This window comes from Halomonas sp. HMF6819 (assembly GCF_044335525.1).
Classification (GTDB): Bacteria; Pseudomonadota; Gammaproteobacteria; order Pseudomonadales; family Halomonadaceae; genus Vreelandella.
This window is the reverse complement of record NZ_JBIQVY010000001.1, coordinates 366,275-384,862: the sequence shown is the minus strand read 5'-3', so window position 1 is coordinate 384,862 and position 18,588 is coordinate 366,275. Positions and strand designations below refer to the sequence as shown.

Sequence of the window (18,588 nt, the reverse complement as noted above, 5' to 3'; positions counted from 1 at the left end):
TTTCACCGTTATTCCAGGGAGTACACTCCATGAGCATTCTGGTACTGGCCGATCTCCACGACGGCCACCTGCTTGACGCCACCGCCCACGTGGTGGCCGCCGCCCGCGAGATCGGCGGCGATATCGATGTATTGATCGCCGGCGAAGGCGTTCAGGCCGCCGCCGATCAGGCCGCGAAGCTCGACGGCGTCACCCGGGTTCGGCTGGCGGATAACACCGTCTACGCCCACCAGCTCGCCGAGCCGCTGGGCGCACTGATCGTGGCGCTGGCCGACGACTACACCCATATTCTCACCAGCGCCTCGACCACCGGCAAGAACGTGCTGCCGCGGGTCGCCGCGCTCAGGGACGTCAGCCAGCTCTCCGAGATCGTTGCGGTCGACGGCCCGGACACCTTCAAGCGTCCGATCTACGCCGGCAACGCCATCGCCACGGTGAAAAGCGACGACGCGCTCAAGGTCATGACCGTGCGCACCACGGCGTTTGACGCCGTGGGTAGCGACAACGCCGCCTCGATCGAAGCCCTCGACACCGTGGTCGACAACGACCAGTCGCAGTTCATCGGTGAGGAGCTCGCGCAGTCCGACCGCCCGGAGCTGGGGGGCGCGAAGGTCGTGATCTCCGGTGGCCGCGGCATGGGCAACGGCGAGAACTTCAAGCTGCTCGACGGCATCGCCGACAAGCTGGGTGCGGCGGTCGGCGCCTCGCGGGCGGCGGTGGACGCAGGGTTCGTACCCAACGACATGCAGGTGGGTCAGACCGGCAAGATCGTGGCCCCGGATCTGTACATCGCGGTGGGCATCAGTGGCGCGATCCAGCACCTGGCGGGGATGAAGGACTCGAAGGTGATCGTGGCGATCAACAAGGACGAGGAAGCGCCGATCTTCCAGGTAGCGGATTACGGGCTGGTGGGGGATCTGTTCGAGCTGCTGCCGGAACTCGAGAGCAAGCTCTAACAGCGTAAACGTGCTATTCGCTTTAAGGCGGATGAGCGAAAGCCGGCTGCCGTGCAGCCGGCTTTTTTATTGCGCGCCTATTAGATAAAGCGCTGATTGTTAGCTAGAGTGCTAGGGCGCGCAGCGCCAATGCACGTTTGCGTTTCGAGGAAAATTCCGCTCAAGCGGTTGAAAAGAGTAGGGTGTGACCACACCTACTCAGTGAACATCGAAAGTCACTCAAGGAGATGATGACATGGCACATACACTACCCGAACTGCCGTATGCCTACGACGCACTCGAGCCGAACATCGATGCGATGACGATGGAAATCCACCATTCTCGTCACCACAATACCTACGTGACCAACCTGAACAGCACGCTCGAAGGCACCGGCCTTGAAGATCTGTCGATCGAAGAGCTGGTGTCCAACTTGGACCGTGTGCCGGAAGAGAAGCGTCAGGCCGTGATCAACAACGGCGGCGGTCACGTCAACCACTCCATGTTCTGGCAAATGATGTCGCCCAACGGCGGCGGCCAGCCCAAGGGTGACGTTGCCAAGGCAATCGACAGCGAATTGGGTGGCTTCGACACCTTCAAGGAAGAGTTCAAAAAGGCCGCTACCGGTCGTTTCGGCAGCGGCTGGGCGTGGCTCTCCGTAACGCCGCAGAAAAAGCTGGTCGTCGAGAATACGCTGAACCAGAACAGCCCCTTGATGGACGGCAACACGCCGATTCTGGGTCTGGACGTGTGGGAGCACGCCTACTACCTGAAATATCAGAACAAGCGCCCGGACTACATTGCCGCCTTCTTTGAAGTCGTCAACTGGGACGAAGTCGAGCGTCGCTACCAGGCCGCTATTGCCTAAGACGTTGACCGATTAGCAAGGCGCCTTGAGCGCCTTGTCGAAAGCCCGGCTCCGGTCGGGCTTTTTGCTGCGCGTCTTATGCGCAGGCCCCATTCGCATCGCCTCCTGAAACGTTCTCTTTTGCCGCCTTGCTGCCTCCTTCATCTCCACGGTTTTTGAACGTCCATTGTTGGCATTTGGCTCAGCATGCCACCACGCGAATATTTGCGCTTTTTTCCGGCTCGCTTTTGACCCAGGCACAGCTTTTTTATCGCCAAAAATCGAAGTGGATAACCTTCTAAAACCCGGCCGTAAATGGGGCTAAAAACGGCTTTAATCGATAGATATCGCGCTTGCAATTCGCTTTTTTTCAAAGCCTTTCACGGGTGGGCCGCGCCGCTGCGCTGGGTACACTTTGTCAATAACCTGTGGATTAAAAAATACCATATATGCTTGAATTGATTTTGTGGTGGTCTATATATAGTATGCGTAGTCTGTTTAGAGGGGGTCGGGCACAACCGGTGCTCTAGCCCAAAAACGCCGCTATGAAAAGGAAAAAATAGCCATGGCCATCCAGATTTACAGCAAGCCCGCCTGCGTTCAGTGCACCGCCACTTACCGCGCGATGGACAAGCAGGGAATCGAGTACACCGTGATCGATATCACCGCCGAAGATGGCGCCCAGCAGGAAGTCGAGGCGCTGGGCTATCGCCAGCTGCCCGTGGTCGTGGCCGGTGACGATCACTGGTCGGGCTTTCGTCCGGATCGCATCCAGGCACTGGCTTAATTTCGTGCCATGCTGACGGACGCTCACGCACCGTTGGCTGGCACGCTGGTGTATTTTTCCACCCGGTCAGGCAACACCCATCGTTTCGTGGAAAAGCTGGGACTGACGGCGCACCGGCTGCCGATCAACCGCAACGACCCGGTCCCTCATATCGACACGCCTTACGTGCTCATTACCCCAACGTATGGTGGGGGCGGTACGCAAGGGGCGGTACCGGGTCCGGTGATCCGCTTTTTGAACGATGAGCATAACCGGCGCCTCATCCGAGGCGTCATTGCCGCTGGCAATACCAATTTTGGCGAGGCTTACGGGCTGGCGGGGCGCATCGTCGCCCAGAAGTGCCAAGTGCCGCTGCTTTATCGATTTGAGCTTTTGGGCACTGACGATGACGTCGCCAGGGTTCGCAAAGGAGTAGAAGAGTTTTGGAAACGACAAACGTAGCCACTACCAACGTGCCTGAAACGAAAAAACCGGTGGCAGAAGCGAGCCAGACGCGTACGCTGGACTATCACGCGCTGAACGCGATGCTGAATCTTTACGGTGCCAACGGCGAGCTTCAGCTCGACAAGGACCGCGAGGCGGCGCGCCAGTACTTTCTGCAGCACGTCAATCAAAACACGGTTTTTTTCCACTCGCTGGAAGAGAAACTCGACTACCTGGTAGAAGAGGGCTACTACGAAGCCGAAGTGCTCAACCAGTACGCGCCGGCTTTCGTCAAGGCGCTGTTCGAGCAGGCCTACGCCTACAAATTTCGTTTCCCAAGCTTTCTGGGCGCGTTCAAGTACTACACCAGCTATACGCTGAAAACCTTCGATGGCAAGCGCTATCTCGAGCGTTACGAAGACCGCGTATGCATGGTGGCGCTAACGCTTGCCCGCGGTGACGAGCAGCTTGCCAAATCGCTGGTCGACGAGATCATCAGCGGGCGCTTCCAGCCGGCCACACCGACGTTTTTGAACTGCGGCAAGCAGCAGCGCGGTGAGCTGGTATCGTGCTTTTTGCTGCGTATCGAAGACAACATGGAGTCGATCGGCCGCTCGATCAACTCGGCGTTGCAGCTCTCCAAGCGCGGCGGCGGCGTGGCGTTCTTGCTGAGCAACATTCGTGAGTCCGGCGCACCGATCAAGCGCATCGAGAACCAGTCCTCCGGCATCATTCCGATCATGAAGCTTTTGGAAGATGCCTTCTCCTACGCCAACCAGCTCGGCGCGCGCCAGGGCGCGGGGGCGGTCTACTTGAACGCCCACCACCCGGATATTCTGCGCTTTCTGGATACCAAGCGCGAAAATGCCGACGAGAAAATCCGTATCAAGACGCTCTCGCTTGGCGTGACCATTCCGGATATCACGTTTGAGCTCGCCAAGCGCAACGACGACATGTATCTGTTCTCGCCTTATGATGTGGAGCGGGTCTACGGCAAGCCGTTTGGCGATATCAGCGTCAGCGAGCACTACCACGAGATGGTCGCGGACGCGCGCATTCGCAAGCAGAAGATCAACGCGCGCGCCTTCTTCCAGACGCTTGCTGAGCTTCAGTTCGAGTCCGGCTACCCCTACATCATGTTCGAAGACACGGTGAACCGGGCCAATCCGATCGCCGGGCGCATCAACATGAGCAACCTGTGCTCGGAGATTCTGCAGGTCAACACGCCGACCGAGTATGATGAAAGCCTGAACTACAGCAAGATCGGTCAGGACATCTCCTGCAACTTGGGCTCGATGAACATCGCCAAGGTGATGGATTCCGGCGATATCGGCACCAGCGTAGACATCGCCATTCGTGGCCTGACCGCCGTCTCCGAGATGAGCAACCTAAAGAGCGTGCCCTCGATCGCCGAAGGAAACGCCAAGTCACGCGCTATCGGCCTTGGCCAGATGAACCTGCACGGCTTTTTGGCTCGCGAGCACATCTATTACGGCTCGGAAGAGGGGCTGGATTTCACCAATCTCTACTTCTACTGCGTAGCGTTTCACGCCATTCGCGCGTCGAATCAGCTGGCGATCGAGCATGGCGACACCTTCGCGGGCTTTGCCGACTCCACCTACGCTTCGGGCACCTTCTTCGACAAGTACACTGATGATGCGTGGCTGCCGAAGACCGAAAAGGTGCGCGGACTCTTCGAGCGCAGCGGCATCGCGCTTCCGACCCAGGGCGACTGGGAGCAGTTGAAAAAGTCGGTCATGGCTCACGGCCTTTACAACCGTAACCTGCAGGCCGTACCGCCGACCGGTTCGATCTCGTATATCAACCACTCCACCTCGAGCATTCACCCGGTGGCGGCGAAGATCGAGATTCGCAAGGAAGGCAAGCTCGGCCGCGTCTACTACCCGGCGCCTTTCTTGAACGAAGAGAACTTCGACTACTTCCAGGACGCCTACGAGATCGGCCCCGAGAAGATCATCGACACCTACGCCGAGGCGTCCAAACACGTCGATCAGGGCCTGTCGCTGACGCTGTTCTTCCCGGATACCGCCACGACGCGCGACATCAACAAGGCGCAGATCCACGCGTGGCGCAAGGGCATTAAAACGCTTTACTACATTCGTCTGCGTCAAAGCGCGCTGGAAGGCACCGAAGTTGAAGGCTGTGTTTCCTGCACGCTGTAACCACGTAACGAAAGAGACCGCACAATGAACACCATGCAACGCCTATCACGGGTCGACGCCGTTAACTGGAACCGGCTGCAGGACGACAAGGACCTGGAGGTCTGGAACCGTCTGACGAGCAACTTCTGGCTGCCGGAAAAAGTGCCGCTGTCCAACGATATTCAGTCCTGGAACACGCTGACTCAGCAGGAAAAACAGCTGACCATCCGCGTCTTCACGGGTCTGACGCTTCTGGATACCATCCAGGGCAGCATCGGTGCGCCAACGCTGATGGAGGACGCGCGCACGCCGCACGAAGAGGCGGTGTACACCAACATCGCCTTCATGGAGTCGGTACACGCGCGCTCCTATAGCTCGATCTTCTCGACGCTCTGTACCACGCGCGACGTTGACGACGCCTTTCGCTGGAGCGAAGAGAACCCGATGCTCCAGGCGAAGTCCGAGCTGATTCTCGAGCGCTATCGTGCAGACGACCCCTTGATGCGCAAGGTCGCCAGCGTCTTCCTGGAGTCGTTTCTGTTCTACTCCGGCTTCTACCTGCCCATGTACTGGTCGAGCCACGCCAAGCTCACCAACACGGCGGATCTGATCCGTTTGATCATTCGCGATGAGGCAGTGCACGGCTACTATATCGGTTATAAGTTCCAGCAGGCCCTCAACGAGGCCACTCCGGAGCGCCAGCAGGCGGTCAAGGATTACGCCTACGAGCTGCTTTTGGAGCTTTACGACAATGAGGTGCGCTACACCGAGTCGCTCTACGACGCGGTCGGCCTGACCGAGGACGTGAAGAAGTTTTTGCACTACAACGCCAACAAGGCGCTGATGAACCTGGGCTTCGAGCCGCTCTTTCCGAGCAGCGTGACCGACGTGGACCCGACCATCATGGCCGCACTATCGCCCAGCGCCGATGAGAACCACGACTTCTTCTCGGGCTCCGGCTCGTCCTACGTGATCGGCAAGGCGGTCGCCACCGAAGACGACGACTGGGCGTTTTGAGGCCGTCGCATGAGCGATAGCGTCGTTTCAGCGGGAGCGCCTACCGGGGCGCCCGCACATACGCTGCACATCGCCGCGGCGCTGGTCATCAACGCCGTGGGCGAGCTTTTGCTGGTGCGAAAGCGGGGGAGCCGCTTCTTCATGCAGCCCGGCGGTAAAATCGAACCCAACGAGCCCGCCCGCCAGGCGCTGGTTCGCGAGCTCGAAGAGGAGCTTGGCGTCGTCGTGGCGTCTGAGCGTCTCGAGTACATGGCGCGCCTCAAAATCGAGGCCGCCAACGAGCCGGATACGCTGATCGATACCGAGCTTTTTCGTCTGGACCTTGATGAGCACGTCGAGGCGGCGGCGGAGATCGCCGAGGCGGTGTGGGTCACGCCGCCCAGCGCCCAGGCGCTTGCGCTCGCACCGCTGACTCGTGAGCACGTTCTGGCGCTGGCGCACTGCGGCTGAAGCGTTCTTGGCACTGGTTTTGGCCCTGCGGGGCAAGCCGGGCGCCGGTGTCTCGTGGCTTGAAAGTCTGCTAGTCTACGCGCCTGCCCATCAGTGGGCAGGCGCTTTTGCGTTTGAAACGAACCCTCAAGCCATTGATAGCGATATGTGATCCCTGGTATGGATCACCACTGCGCTCAAGGAACACCCGAATGCCCATAGTGACACTGCCCGACGGCAGCCAACGTACGTTTGACGAACCGCTTTCCATCATGGCTTTCGCCGAGTCCATTGGCCCTGGTTTGGCCAAGGCGTGCGTGGCCGGAAAGATCGACGGTGTGCTGGTCGATGCGGCCGACATGATCGAGCACGACGCCGAGGTCGCGATCATCACCGCCCGCGACCCGGAAGGCGTCGACATCATTCGCCACTCCAGCGCGCACCTGATTGGGCATGCGGTCAAGCAGCTCTACCCCGACGCCAAAATGGCGATCGGCCCGGTGATCGAAAACGGCTTTTATTACGATATCGACTTTGGCCGCTCGGTCACGCCGGACGATCTGGACGCGATCGAGAAGCGCATGCAGTCGCTGATCGACACCGAGTACGACGTTGTTCGCGAATACGTCGACCGTGACCAGGCGCTGGAAACCTTCGTTGCTCGCGACGAACCCTACAAGCAGGAGATCGTGCGCGAGATCCCGGACGGCGCGGCCATCCGCCTGTACCACCACGAAGAGTACACGGACATGTGCCGGGGCCCGCACGTGCCCAACACGCGTCATCTAAAAGCGTTCAAACTGACCAAGCTGGCCGGTGCCTACTGGCGTGCAGACGCCTCCAACGCCATGCTCACGCGCATCTACGGCACGGCCTGGGCCGACAAAAAGCAGCTCAAGGCGTATTTGAAGCGTCTGGAAGAGGCGGAAAAGCGCGACCACCGCAAGCTGGCGCGCAAGCTCGATCTCTTCCACATGCAGGAAGAGGCGCCGGGCATGGTGTTCTGGCACCCCAACGGCTGGGCGCTGTGGCAGCAGGTCGAGCAGTACATGCGCGGCGTCTATAAAGAGGGCGGCTACCAGGAGATTCGCTGCCCGCAGGTCATGGACGTGTCGCTGTGGAAAAAGTCCGGCCACTGGGACAACTACGCCGATGGCATGTTCTTCACCGAATCGGAAAAGCACGAGTACGCGCTTAAGCCGATGAACTGCCCGGGCCACGTCCAGGTGTTCAACTCGGGCCTTCGAAGCTACCGCGAGCTTCCGGTGCGCTTTGGCGAGTTCGGCGGCTGTCACCGCAACGAGCCCTCCGGCGCGCTGCACGGCATCATGCGCGTGCGAGCCTTTACCCAGGACGATGGCCATGTCTTCTGCACCGAAGAGCAGGTCGAGCCGGAAGTCACGAGCTTCCACCGCCAGGCGCTGAAGGTGTACCAGGACTTCGGCTTCGAGGATATCGCGATCAAGATCGCGCTGCGTCCGGAAAAACGCATCGGCAGCGACGAGGTGTGGGACCGCGCCGAGGACGCGCTGCGCGGTGCTTTAAAGGCCTGCGACGTCGAGTGGCAGGAACTTCCCGGCGAAGGCGCGTTCTATGGCCCCAAGATCGAGTATCACATGAAGGACTGCCTGGGCCGCGAATGGCAGGTCGGCACCATGCAGGTTGATTTCATGATGCCCGAACGCCTTGGCGCGCAGTACGTGACCGAAGGCGGCGAGCGCAAGGCGCCGGTCATGCTGCACCGGGCGATCGTCGGCTCCATGGAGCGCTTCATCGGTATCCTGATTGAACATTATGCCGGCGCTATGCCATTATGGCTGGCACCCGAGCAAGTGGTGATCATGAATATCACCGATTCGCAGCGTGATTATGCGCTGGAATTGGAGAAACGCTTGCAAAAAAGCGGTCTTCGCGTCAAGGCAGACTTGAGGAACGAGAAGATCGGCTTTAAAATCCGTGAGCATACGTTACAGAAAATTCCCTATCTTCTTGTGGTCGGAGATAAGGAAGTCGAAGCTGACTCAGTGGCCGTGCGAACTCGCAGCGGCGAAAACCTCGGCACCATGACCGTCGATGACTTCATCGAACGCGCAAGTGCCGAGAGAGCAGCCCTGGCGACATCGTCAATTGCCTAAGGAGACAGAGCAATCAAGCGAAGCAACCCGCGCGGGCGTCCAGCAGACAAACGCCCACCAATGAACGAGCGTATTACCGAAGAAGAAGTCCGTCTGATCGATGCAGAAGGTGAGCAGTTGGGTGTTGTGCCCACCACCGAAGCGTTGGAACGGGCTGAAGCTGCCGGTTTGGACCTCGTGCAAATTTCGAATGCCGACCCCATCGTCTGTAAGATTATGGATTACGGCAAATTTGTTTTTGAAACGAAGAAACAAAAAGCGGTTCAGAAGAAAAAGCAAAAGCAAATCCAGGTCAAGGAAGTTAAATTCCGGCCTGGCACCGACGAAGGCGATTATCAGGTCAAGCTTAAAAACCTGATTCGCTTTCTTGAAGGTGGTGACAAAGGCAAGGTCACTTTGCGTTTTCGCGGTCGCGAAATGGCGCACCAGGACATCGGCCGCAAGCTGATGGAGCGGGTCGCTGCTGACCTCGAAGAGATCGGTACGGTGGAATCCTTCCCGAAAATGGAAGGCCGCCAGATGATCATGATTCTTGCCCCCAAGAAGAAGTGATCCAACGGCGAATTTAACGGGTCAGCGCCTGGCGCTGACCGGCCTTGGGTTTTCTAAAAAACATCGAGCGGAGTTTTTCTCATGCCGAAAATCAAAAGCAACAGCGGCGCTTCCAAGCGCTTTAAGAAGACGGCTAACGGCTTCAAGCACAAGCAGTCTTTCCGTAGCCACATCCTGACCAAGAAATCGACCAAGCGTAAGCGTCAGCTTCGCGGTATGAAGCAGATTCACTCGGCTGACAAGCCGCTGATCCAGCGCATGCTGCCGAATCTGTAAGTCGTTTTTCGAATTTTTTAAAGTCAGGAGTGTGTCATGACTCGAGTCAAGCGTGGCGTTGTCGCCCGTCGTCGTCATAAGAAAGTACTGAAGCAGGCCAAAGGCTACTACGGTGCTCGTTCGCGCGTTTTCCGCGTTGCCAAGCAGGCCGTCATCAAGGCCGGCCAGTACGCGTACCGCGACCGTCGTAACCGCAAGCGTCAGTTCCGTGCCCTGTGGATCCAGCGTATCAACGCCGGTGCCCGCATCAACGGCATGTCCTACAGCCGTTTCGTTGGTGGCTTGAAGAAAGCCGGCATCGAAATCGACCGTAAGGTACTGGCGGATCTGGCGGTTCACGAAAAAGCAGCGTTTGCTGCCATCGTGGAAAAAGCCAAGGCTGCCCAATAAGGTTTTAGGCCCGCTTTGGCTTGAAACCAGGGTCATGTCCCTATGACCCGTGCAGGGGAAGAGCAGCCGCTCTTCCCCTGTTTTTTTGCCATTAAAAAATGGCAAGTAAGGCCCCGTTCTGGCGACGCCTTATTGGATGAAAACCGCTTAATTCGGAGTTTAATGGATGGACCACCTGCCTACGCTGGTATCAGAGGCGCGCGACGCGATCAAGGCCGCGCAGAGCGTCGCTGAGCTGGACGAATTACGAGTTCGCTACCTGGGCAAGAAGGGCGAGGTCACCGCGCTTTTGAAAGGGCTGGGTAAGCTCAGCGCCGAGGAGCGCCCGGCGGCGGGCGAGCGTATCAACCAGGCGAAGCAGACGTTAGCGGGCGAAATCGACGCCAAGCGTTCGGCGCTGGAGAGTGAAGCGCTAAACGCTCGCCTGGCGGCGGAAAAGATCGACGTGACGCTTCCGGGGCGCGCTCAGGCGCCGGGCGGGCTACATCCGGTCACGCGTACACTGGAGCGTATCGAGAGCCTGTTCACCCGTATCGGCTATGACGTAGCAGTGGGGCCTGAAATCGAAGACGATTACCACAACTTCGAAGCGCTCAATATTCCCGCGCATCACCCTGCGCGCGGCATGGCGGACACTTTCTATTTCGACGCCACGCGGCTTCTGCGTACCCACACCTCGCCGGTCCAGGTGCGCACGATGAAAGAGAGCGAACCGCCGATTCGCATCGTTTGCCCCGGACGGGTCTATCGCAGCGACTCCGACCTCACTCACACGCCGATGTTTCACCAGGTTGAGGGGCTGCTGGTCGACGAAGGCGTAAGCTTTGCCGATCTCAAGGGCACCATCGAAGACTTTTTGCAGGCGTTTTTCGAGCGCGACGATCTGGACGTGCGCTTTCGCCCCTCCTATTTCCCGTTCACCGAACCCTCTGCCGAGGTGGATATTCAGTGCGTGATGTGTAGCGGCGACGGCTGTCGGGTCTGCTCGCACAGCGGCTGGCTCGAGGTGATGGGCTGCGGCATGGTGCACCCTGAGGTCTTCAAGCACTCCGGTATCGATACCGAGCGCTACACCGGTTTCGCCTTCGGCATGGGCGCCGAGCGCCTGGCGATGCTGCGCTACGGCGTCAACGACCTGCGCCTGTTTTTCGAAAACGACCTGCGCTTTTTACGTCAGTTTGCCTAACCACGCCGCCAGACACAGGAACGAGCATGAAATTTTCAGAACAGTGGCTGCGTGAGTGGGTATCGCCGCAGTTGGACACCCAGGCGCTTGCCGATCAGATCACCATGGCGGGCCTCGAAGTCGACGCCGTTGAGCCCGTCGCACCCGCCTTTGAAGGCGTGGTGGTCGCCGAGGTCATCGCCAAGGAGCCGCACCCGGGCGCCGACAAGCTCAACGTTTGCCGCGTCAACGACGGCACCGGCGAGGTACAGGTGGTCTGCGGGGCGCGCAACGTGGCCGTCGGCCAGCGCGTGCCCTTCGCCCAGGTAGGCGGTTTGCTGCCCGGCGATTTCAAGATCAAGAAAGCGAAGCTTCGCGGCGTCGAATCCTTCGGCATGATTTGCTCCGCCTCGGAGCTTGGCCTCGAGGAAGAGGCCTCGGAGGGTATTTTCGTACTGCCGGAAGACGCCCCGGTGGGTGACAGCGTGCGCGACTACCTGATGCTCGATGACGCGACCATCGAGGTGGACCTGACCCCTAACCGGGGCGACTGCCTGAGCGTCAAGGGCATGGCTCGGGAAGTCGGCGTACTCAACCGTCTGCCGGTCCAGGCGCCCGGCACTGACCCGGTCGCGCCGAGCAGCGAACAGCGCTTCCCGGTCGGCGTCAGCGCCGCTGAGCAGTGTCCGCGCTACGTATCGCGGGTGATCGACGGCGTCGATCTGACTCGGCCGACGCCGCTTTGGATGGTCGAGCGCCTGCGCCGCAGCGGCGTGCGTAGCATCGACCCGGCGGTCGACGTCACCAACTACGTCATGCTCGAACTCGGCCAGCCGCTTCACGCCTTCGATCTGGATAACCTGAGCGAGGGCATTCAGGTGCGCATGGCCCAAGAGGGCGAGCGGCTGACGCTGCTCGACGGCCAGGACATCGCGCTGCGCCCGGATACGCTGGTGATCGCCGACGGTACCGGTCCGCTGGCCATGGCTGGCGTCATGGGCGGTGAGTCCTCCGGCGTTAGCGCCACCACGCGTACGCTGTTTCTCGAAGCCGCCTACTTCACGCAGCTGGCGGTCGCCGGCCAGGCGCGCTCCTACGGGCTTCACACCGATGCTTCTCACCGTTTCGAGCGCGGCGTCGACCCGTCGCTGACCGCTCAGGCGATCGAGCGTGCTACCCGTCTTTTGATCGATATCTGCGGTGGCCAGGCGGGGCCGGTCTGTGAAACGCAAAGCGAGGCGGGGCTACCACAAGCGCGACGTATTACGCTGCGCGAGGCTCGTCTTAAGCAAGCGCTCTCCAAGGCGCTTGCGTCTGACGAAGTCAGCGATATTCTCGACCGTCTCGGGCTTACAAACTCGTATGCCAACGGCGAGTGGCAGGTAGCGGTACCGAGCTGGCGTTTCGATATCGCGATCGAAGAGGATTTGATCGAAGAGATCGCCCGCATCCACGGCTATAACAACCTGCCGGTTCGCCGCCCGGCGGCGCGTTTAGCACTGCGCCCGGCCAATGAGGCTCGACTGACCCAGTCGGCGCTTAAAAACCAGATGGTCGCGCGCGGCTATCAGGAGGCGATCACCTACAGCTTCGTCGCGCCGGAGCTTCAAAAGACGCTTCTGCCCGAAGCGGTCTCGCCGGTGCTGGCCAACCCGATCTCGGCGGATCTCTCGGTCATGCGTGCAAGTCTTTTCCCGGGGCTGGTGCGCGCGCTTTCGCACAACCTGAACCGTCAGCAGCACCGCGTACGCCTGTTCGAAACCGGGCTGGTCTTCCAGGGCGAGCTCGATTCGCTCATCCAAACCCCGATGCTGGGCGCGCTTGCCTGCGGGCCGCGTGAGCTTGAAGGCTGGAGCAGCGACAAGACCGCGGTGGATTTCTTCGATCTCAAGGGCGATCTCGAAAGCCTTTTAGCGATGGGCGACGACAGCGCTTGGCGCTTCGAGCCCGGTGAGCACCCGGCACTACATCCAGGCCAGTGCGCCGAGCTGTTCCACGGCGACCAGCCCGCCGGTTGGATCGGTACGCTGCACCCGAAAGTGCGCGCTGAGCTTGGACTCAAGGTCGATGCGGTACTGTTCGAGGTGCGCCTGGATGCGCTGAGCGAAGGCGTGATTCCTGCCTTTGCGCCGCTATCGCGCTACCCGGAAGTGCGTCGCGATCTCGCCTTCAGCCTCGATGCGCAAACGCCGGTTCAGGCGCTTCTCGACTGCGTGAGCCGTCAGGCCGGCGATCATCTCGAGGATCTCAAGCTTTTCGACGTCTACACGGGTAAAGGAGTGGAGCCGGGGCAGAAGAGTATCGCCCTGGGCTTGACCTGGCAGCATCCATCGCGCACGCTAAATGATGATGAAATCAATCAGCGGGTGGATTCGATCGTGGCCGAGGCAAGCGCCACGTTGAATGCGCAGCTTCGCGGCTGACACTTAAAGGTCGCAAGCAACATCGTTGGCAATGGTGGGCGACAAGGAGAAGCGATATGGGGGCGTTGACCAAAGCGGAGTTGGCCGAGCATCTACACACCGAGCTTGCGCTGTCCAAGCGCGAAGCCAAGGCCATGGTAGAGACGTTTTTCGAAGAGATTCGTGCCTGCCTGCGGGAAAACGAGCAGGTGAAGCTTTCCGGTTTTGGCAACTTCGATTTGCGTGACAAGCGTGAACGGCCGGGTCGAAACCCGAAAACCGGTGAAGAGATTCCGATTTCCGCTCGCCGCGTGGTGACCTTTCGCCCGGGTCAGAAGCTCAAGCAGCAGGTCGAGCACTTCACCGACGCTTGAGGGTCGACGCCGGAGCCGCTGCGCCATTGCGCGCGCGGCGCCCTTGTTCGTTCCAGGCGCCTCTTAACCGGGGCGCTTTTTTTGTGCGCGACCCGCATCAATTGTCTGGGTCACAGGCGCCCGGAATGCGTTTTGCGGGCAAGTCGTGTTAATATCCGAGCAAATTCATCAGGTATTGGTCGGAGGCTATCCGACCCGTGCTTTCACTGTTTTTCAAACATGATTTTTTCGAACATGTTTTATCGAGCATGGTTTTCGAGAATTGTTTATCGAGGAGTTCATCAATGCCTCAGCTCAATATTCTGGTGGGCACCATGTACGGCGGAGCGCTTGATGTAGCCGAACAGGTCAAGCCGCTATTCGAAGCCGCCGGGTATACGGTTTCGATTAAGGAGCAGCCGGTTGTCGAGGACGTTAAAGAGCAAGCGCTGACGCTTTTTTGTGTCTCCACCACCGGCAGCGGCGATTTTCCGGGTAATTTCGTACCCTTCGTACGCCAGCTTAAGGATCAAAGTCCGGCGCTGACAGAGCTCAATTACGGGCTCATCGCGCTGGGCGATAGCTCCTATGATGACACTTTCTGCGGCGCCGGCCGGTCGCTCGACGCGATGCTCGAGGATCTGGGCGCCAAGCGCCTTGGCGAGCGCCTGGAAGTGGACGCCATGGAGACCTTCATGGCGGACGACGCCGCGCTCCCCTGGGTCGAAACCTGGATCGACGAGCAGTCGCTTAAGGTCGCCTGATGCAATCGGGACGCTGTGAACGGGTAGGGGTGGCAATCGGCCTGTGCATACTCATGCTGTCGGTGATTCCACGCTATGTGGCCGGCGGTTTCGAGACGCGTTTAACCCTGTTGCTGGTCGCCATCGTTCTAGTCGCGGGCGCGGCGATTTTTAACTGGCGCATACTCTCAAGTGACGAGCGCAATCGTCTGCCGTCGCTTTTGAAGCGGCTGGGAGTATCGCTGGGTATTGGCGCCGCCATCATGGGGATTTGGCACCTGCTGATGACCGACTGGCTAAGCTGGCAGCAGTTTATCTCTCATGGCGCGACCTGTGGCCTTTTACTATTTGCCGTGAGCCTTGGCTGGCAGCGAAAAACGACTGACTGACAGTGGAGCGCGGAATTTCACTGAAACTCCCTTGTAATTACGCAGCGCGCCCCCATCTTGCGAACATGGTGGGCATCCCGGCGCTTGCCAGCTTGCGCCGGGGTTCTTAAAATCGCCCCTTTAACTATTGATACGCACTCACTACAACGCCCAGCCGCTAGAGGACAATTCATGCAAGTTTCTGTCGAGACGACCTCCCCCATCGAACGTCGCATCACCATCCAGGTACCGGCGGCGGACATCGACGAGGCCGTCAGCGCTCGCTTGAAAGACACCGCGAAAAACGTTCGCTTGAACGGTTTCCGCCAAGGCCGGGTTCCCATGGACGTCGTTCGCCAGCGCTACGGCGACAGCGTTCGCAGCGAAGTGGTTGGCGAAGTCATGCGCGAGCGCTACGTCCGCGCCATTACCGACGAAGGTTTGAACCCCGCCGGGTATCCGCAAATCGAGCCGAAGGTCAACGAAGCAGGTAAGGACTTCGAGTTCGTCGCGATCATGGAAGTGTATCCGCAGGTCGAGCTGAACTCGATCGAAGGCACCGACGTGGAGCGTCCGGTCGTTGAAGTCAGCGAAAGCGACGTCGACGAGATGATCGAAACCCTGCGCAAGCAAAATGCCGAGTGGCAGGAAGTGGACAAGGCCGCCGAAGACGGCGATCAGGTCACCATCGATTTCCAGGGCTACCTGGGCGACGAGCCGTTTGAAGGCGGCAGCGCCGAGAACCACTCGCTGGTCATCGGCTCCAATAGCTTCATTCCGGGCTTCGAAGAGCAGTTGATCGGTGCGAAAGCAGGCGAAGAGAAAACGCTCAACGTCACTTTCCCGGAAGACTACCAGGCCGAGCATCTGGCCGGCCAGGAAGCTACCTTTAAGGTTACGGTTCACAAGGTTAGCGCTCAGGAGCTTCCGGCGGTCGATTCCGCGTTCTTCGAGCGTTTCGGTGTTGAAGACGGCGACGAGTCCAAATTCCGCGCCGAAATCAAGAAGAACATGACTCGCGAAGCGTCCCAAGCGGTCGATAACCGCGTCAAGCAGCAGGTGCTGGACGCGCTCAAAAACGCCAACGACATTTCTGTTCCCAGCGCGCTGGTACAGCAGGAAACCGACGGTATGAAGCGTCAGGCCGCTCAGCAGTTCGGTCTTGGTGAAGACTTCGACGTCAGCCAGCTGCCCAACGAACTGTTCGCCGATCAGGCCAAGGGTCGCGTTCAGGTCGGCCTGCTGCTTGCTGAAGTCATCAAAACCAACGAACTCGACGCCTCTGACGACGAAATCAAGGCCAAGGTCGAAGAGCTTGCCGAGCAGTATCAAGACCCGTCTGAAGTGGTCGAGTACTACATGGGTAACGACGAGCTTAAGACCCAAGTCAAATCCGCCATCCTCGAAGAGAAAGCGGTCGACAAACTTCTTGAGCAGGCAAACGTCAAGGATGTCGAAATGAGCTACCAGCAGGCGCTGGCCGCGGCTCAGCAGCAGGCGGAGCAGGGCGAGGAAGAGAGCGAAGAGTCCAACGCCTAACCTACCCTTGGCAATCTCGTGGCGCACCCCGGTGCGCCTCTCCCTTACCGGACGCAAGGAATCACCCGTATGAGTGAGTTTGATATTCAAAACGCCGGCGGTTTAGTGCCCATGGTGGTTGAGCAAAGCGCCAAAGGGGAACGAGCTTACGATATCTATTCGCGGCTTTTGAAAGAGCGCGTCATTTTTCTCGTTGGCCCGGTCGAGGACTACATGGCCAATCTGGTCGTGGCGCAAATGCTCTTTCTCGAGTCGGAAAACCCGGACAAGGACATCCACCTGTACATCAACTCACCGGGTGGGTCCGTAACCGCGGGCATGTCGATTTACGACACCATGCAGTTCATCAAGCCGGACGTCTCGACCGTGTGTATCGGTCAGGCTGCCAGTATGGGTGCGCTGCTTTTGACTGCGGGTGCGGCGGGCAAGCGTTACTGTTTGCCCAACTCGCGCGTCATGATCCACCAGCCGCTGGGCGGCTATCAGGGTCAGGCCTCGGACATCGAAATCCATACGCGGGAAATCCTGGGTATTCGCGAAAAACTCAATCACATTCTTGCCCATCACACGGGCCAGGATATCGAGAAAGTCGCTCGCGATACCGACCGCGATAACTTCATGAGCGCCAACCAGGCTCAGGAGTATGGCCTGATCGACGCAGTGCTGGATAAGCGGCCTGCATCCTGATAGCGTAAACGGATTACCGCTTTTCCAACGAGCTTTTCCGGCGGCGAGAGCCGCCGCAGTGACAGGGGTACGCCAATGGCCGACGGCAAAGGCAAGGACGAAGGTGGCAAACTGCTTTACTGCTCGTTTTGTGGCAAGAATCAAAACGAAGTTCGTAAACTGATTGCCGGTCCGTCCGTATATATCTGCGATGAGTGTGTCGACCTGTGTAACGACATCATTCGCGAGGAAGTTCTCGAAGCCGATGCCGAGAGCGATGAAGAGCGTCTGCCTACGCCTCGTGAAATTCGTTACACCCTGGACGACTACGTCATTGGGCAAGACCGCGCGAAAATGGTGCTTTCCGTTGCGGTGTACAACCACTATAAGCGCTTGAAGACCGAAGTGCGCGAAAGCGATGTGGAGCTTGGCAAGTCCAACATCCTGCTGATCGGTCCGACCGGTAGCGGCAAGACGCTTCTGGCCGAAACGATGGCGCGGCTTTTGAACGTGCCGTTCACGATTGCCGATGCCACCACGCTGACCGAAGCAGGCTACGTGGGTGAAGATGTCGAGAACATCATTCAGAAGCTTCTGCAAAAGTGCGACTACGATGTCGAGAAGGCCGAGCGCGGTATCGTCTATATCGACGAAATCGACAAGATTTCGCGCAAGTCGGACAACCCCTCGATCACCCGCGACGTGTCCGGCGAAGGCGTACAGCAGGCGCTTTTGAAGCTGATCGAAGGTACGACCGCCTCGGTGCCGCCCCAGGGCGGGCGCAAGCATCCGCAGCAGGAGTTCGTGCAGGTCAACACGGCCAACATGCTCTTCATCGTGGGCGGCGCCTTTGCCGGACTCGACAAGGTCATTCGCGACCGCTCCGAGAAAGGCGGTATCGGGTTTAACGCAAGCGTCAAGAGCAAGGAAGCGTCGAAAGGCGTGGGCGAGCTTCTGGCTGCGGTCGAGCCGGAAGATTTGGTCAAGTTTGGTTTGATTCCCGAGTTCGTCGGGCGTCTTCCGGTCATCGCTACGCTTACCGAGCTCAACGAGGATGCGCTGATCCAGATTTTGACCGAGCCGAAAAACTCGCTGGTCAAGCAGTATGCCAAGCTCTTCGAAATGGAAGACGTGACGCTGGAGTTTCGCGAAGAGGCGCTGCGCGCTGTGGCCGCCAAGGCCATGGAGCGCAAGACCGGCGCGCGGGGGCTGCGCTCGATTCTCGAGTCGGTACTGCTCGACACCATGTACGAGATTCCCTCGCTCGAGGACGTCAGCAAGGTGGTGATCGATAAGTCGGTCATCGAAGGCGAGAGCCAGCCGCTTTTGATCTATACCAATCAGCAAGAGAAGCGCGTTGACGGAACCGACGGCTAATCGCGCCGCGTACGATCCAGGT

Annotated in this window: 19 protein-coding genes; all 19 read left to right on the top strand. The window is 59.2% G+C overall.

Annotated elements, in window-relative coordinates:
• Positions 1-29: 29 nt before the first annotated feature.
• The 19 genes from ACGLWX_RS01800 (at position 30) to clpX (ending at position 18,566) form a co-directional block, all read left to right on the top strand.
• Positions 30-956, top strand: a complete 927-nt coding sequence (locus ACGLWX_RS01800; RefSeq protein WP_396236774.1) for an electron transfer flavoprotein subunit alpha/FixB family protein — start codon at positions 30-32, stop codon at positions 954-956.
• Between the two features lie 235 nt (positions 957-1,191).
• Positions 1,192-1,803: a superoxide dismutase gene (locus ACGLWX_RS01795; RefSeq protein ID WP_252109813.1), complete on the top strand. Its 612-nt coding sequence runs from the start codon at positions 1,192-1,194 to the stop codon at positions 1,801-1,803.
• A gap of 544 nt (positions 1,804-2,347) precedes the next feature.
• A complete protein-coding gene (gene nrdH / locus ACGLWX_RS01790; protein WP_252109812.1) occupies positions 2,348-2,569 on the top strand; it encodes a glutaredoxin-like protein NrdH in 222 nt (73 codons plus the stop codon).
• Between the two features lie 9 nt (positions 2,570-2,578).
• Positions 2,579-3,010, top strand: a complete 432-nt coding sequence (nrdI, locus tag ACGLWX_RS01785; RefSeq protein WP_252109811.1) for a class Ib ribonucleoside-diphosphate reductase assembly flavoprotein NrdI — start codon at positions 2,579-2,581, stop codon at positions 3,008-3,010.
• Between the two features lie 11 nt (positions 3,011-3,021).
• A complete protein-coding gene (gene nrdE / locus ACGLWX_RS01780) occupies positions 3,022-5,175 on the top strand; it encodes a class 1b ribonucleoside-diphosphate reductase subunit alpha (protein ID WP_396238158.1) in 2,154 nt (717 codons plus the stop codon).
• A gap of 24 nt (positions 5,176-5,199) precedes the next feature.
• Complete coding sequence (gene nrdF / locus ACGLWX_RS01775; RefSeq protein WP_252109809.1) at positions 5,200-6,171, top strand: class 1b ribonucleoside-diphosphate reductase subunit beta; 972 nt, start codon at positions 5,200-5,202, stop codon at positions 6,169-6,171.
• Between the two features lie 9 nt (positions 6,172-6,180).
• Positions 6,181-6,621 carry an NUDIX domain-containing protein gene (locus ACGLWX_RS01770; protein WP_396236832.1) on the top strand — a complete coding sequence of 147 codons (441 nt, stop codon included), beginning with the start codon at positions 6,181-6,183 and terminating at the stop codon, positions 6,619-6,621.
• 191 nt (positions 6,622-6,812) lie between these two features.
• Entirely contained in the window at positions 6,813-8,735 is a 1,923-nt protein-coding gene (gene thrS / locus ACGLWX_RS01765; RefSeq protein ID WP_396236830.1) for a threonine--tRNA ligase, read from the top strand.
• 60 nt (positions 8,736-8,795) lie between these two features.
• Complete coding sequence (gene infC / locus ACGLWX_RS01760) at positions 8,796-9,287, top strand: translation initiation factor IF-3 (RefSeq protein ID WP_252109806.1); 492 nt, start codon at positions 8,796-8,798, stop codon at positions 9,285-9,287.
• An 81-nt stretch (positions 9,288-9,368) separates the two neighbouring features.
• On the top strand, positions 9,369-9,563 hold the full coding sequence (rpmI, locus tag ACGLWX_RS01755) for a 50S ribosomal protein L35 (RefSeq protein ID WP_396236828.1): 195 nt from the start codon (positions 9,369-9,371) through the stop codon (positions 9,561-9,563).
• A gap of 36 nt (positions 9,564-9,599) precedes the next feature.
• Positions 9,600-9,953, top strand: coding sequence for a 50S ribosomal protein L20 (gene rplT / locus ACGLWX_RS01750; RefSeq protein WP_009097607.1), 354 nt, complete (start codon positions 9,600-9,602; stop codon positions 9,951-9,953).
• Positions 9,954-10,119: 166 nt separating this feature from the next.
• Positions 10,120-11,139 (top strand): phenylalanine--tRNA ligase subunit alpha, encoded by a 1,020-nt coding sequence (gene pheS / locus ACGLWX_RS01745; protein WP_252109804.1) that lies wholly within the window; start codon positions 10,120-10,122, stop codon positions 11,137-11,139.
• A 26-nt stretch (positions 11,140-11,165) separates the two neighbouring features.
• Positions 11,166-13,541, top strand: coding sequence for a phenylalanine--tRNA ligase subunit beta (gene pheT, locus ACGLWX_RS01740; protein WP_396236826.1), 2,376 nt, complete (start codon positions 11,166-11,168; stop codon positions 13,539-13,541).
• A gap of 56 nt (positions 13,542-13,597) precedes the next feature.
• A complete protein-coding gene (locus tag ACGLWX_RS01735; protein ID WP_252109802.1) occupies positions 13,598-13,894 on the top strand; it encodes an integration host factor subunit alpha in 297 nt (98 codons plus the stop codon).
• 284 nt (positions 13,895-14,178) lie between these two features.
• Positions 14,179-14,637: a flavodoxin domain-containing protein gene (locus tag ACGLWX_RS01730; protein ID WP_396236824.1), complete on the top strand. Its 459-nt coding sequence runs from the start codon at positions 14,179-14,181 to the stop codon at positions 14,635-14,637.
• Positions 14,637-15,005, top strand: a complete 369-nt coding sequence (locus ACGLWX_RS01725) for a hypothetical protein (RefSeq protein ID WP_396236822.1) — start codon at positions 14,637-14,639, stop codon at positions 15,003-15,005. Before ACGLWX_RS01730 ends, ACGLWX_RS01725 begins: the two co-directional genes overlap by 1 nt.
• 171 nt (positions 15,006-15,176) lie before the next feature.
• Positions 15,177-16,523 (top strand): trigger factor, encoded by a 1,347-nt coding sequence (tig, locus tag ACGLWX_RS01720; RefSeq protein WP_396236820.1) that lies wholly within the window; start codon positions 15,177-15,179, stop codon positions 16,521-16,523.
• A 69-nt stretch (positions 16,524-16,592) separates the two neighbouring features.
• Positions 16,593-17,210, top strand: coding sequence for an ATP-dependent Clp endopeptidase proteolytic subunit ClpP (clpP, locus tag ACGLWX_RS01715; protein ID WP_252109798.1), 618 nt, complete (start codon positions 16,593-16,595; stop codon positions 17,208-17,210).
• 75 nt (positions 17,211-17,285) lie between these two features.
• Positions 17,286-18,566 (top strand): ATP-dependent Clp protease ATP-binding subunit ClpX, encoded by a 1,281-nt coding sequence (gene clpX / locus ACGLWX_RS01710; RefSeq protein WP_252109797.1) that lies wholly within the window; start codon positions 17,286-17,288, stop codon positions 18,564-18,566.
• The last annotated feature ends 22 nt before the right edge of the window (positions 18,567-18,588 follow it).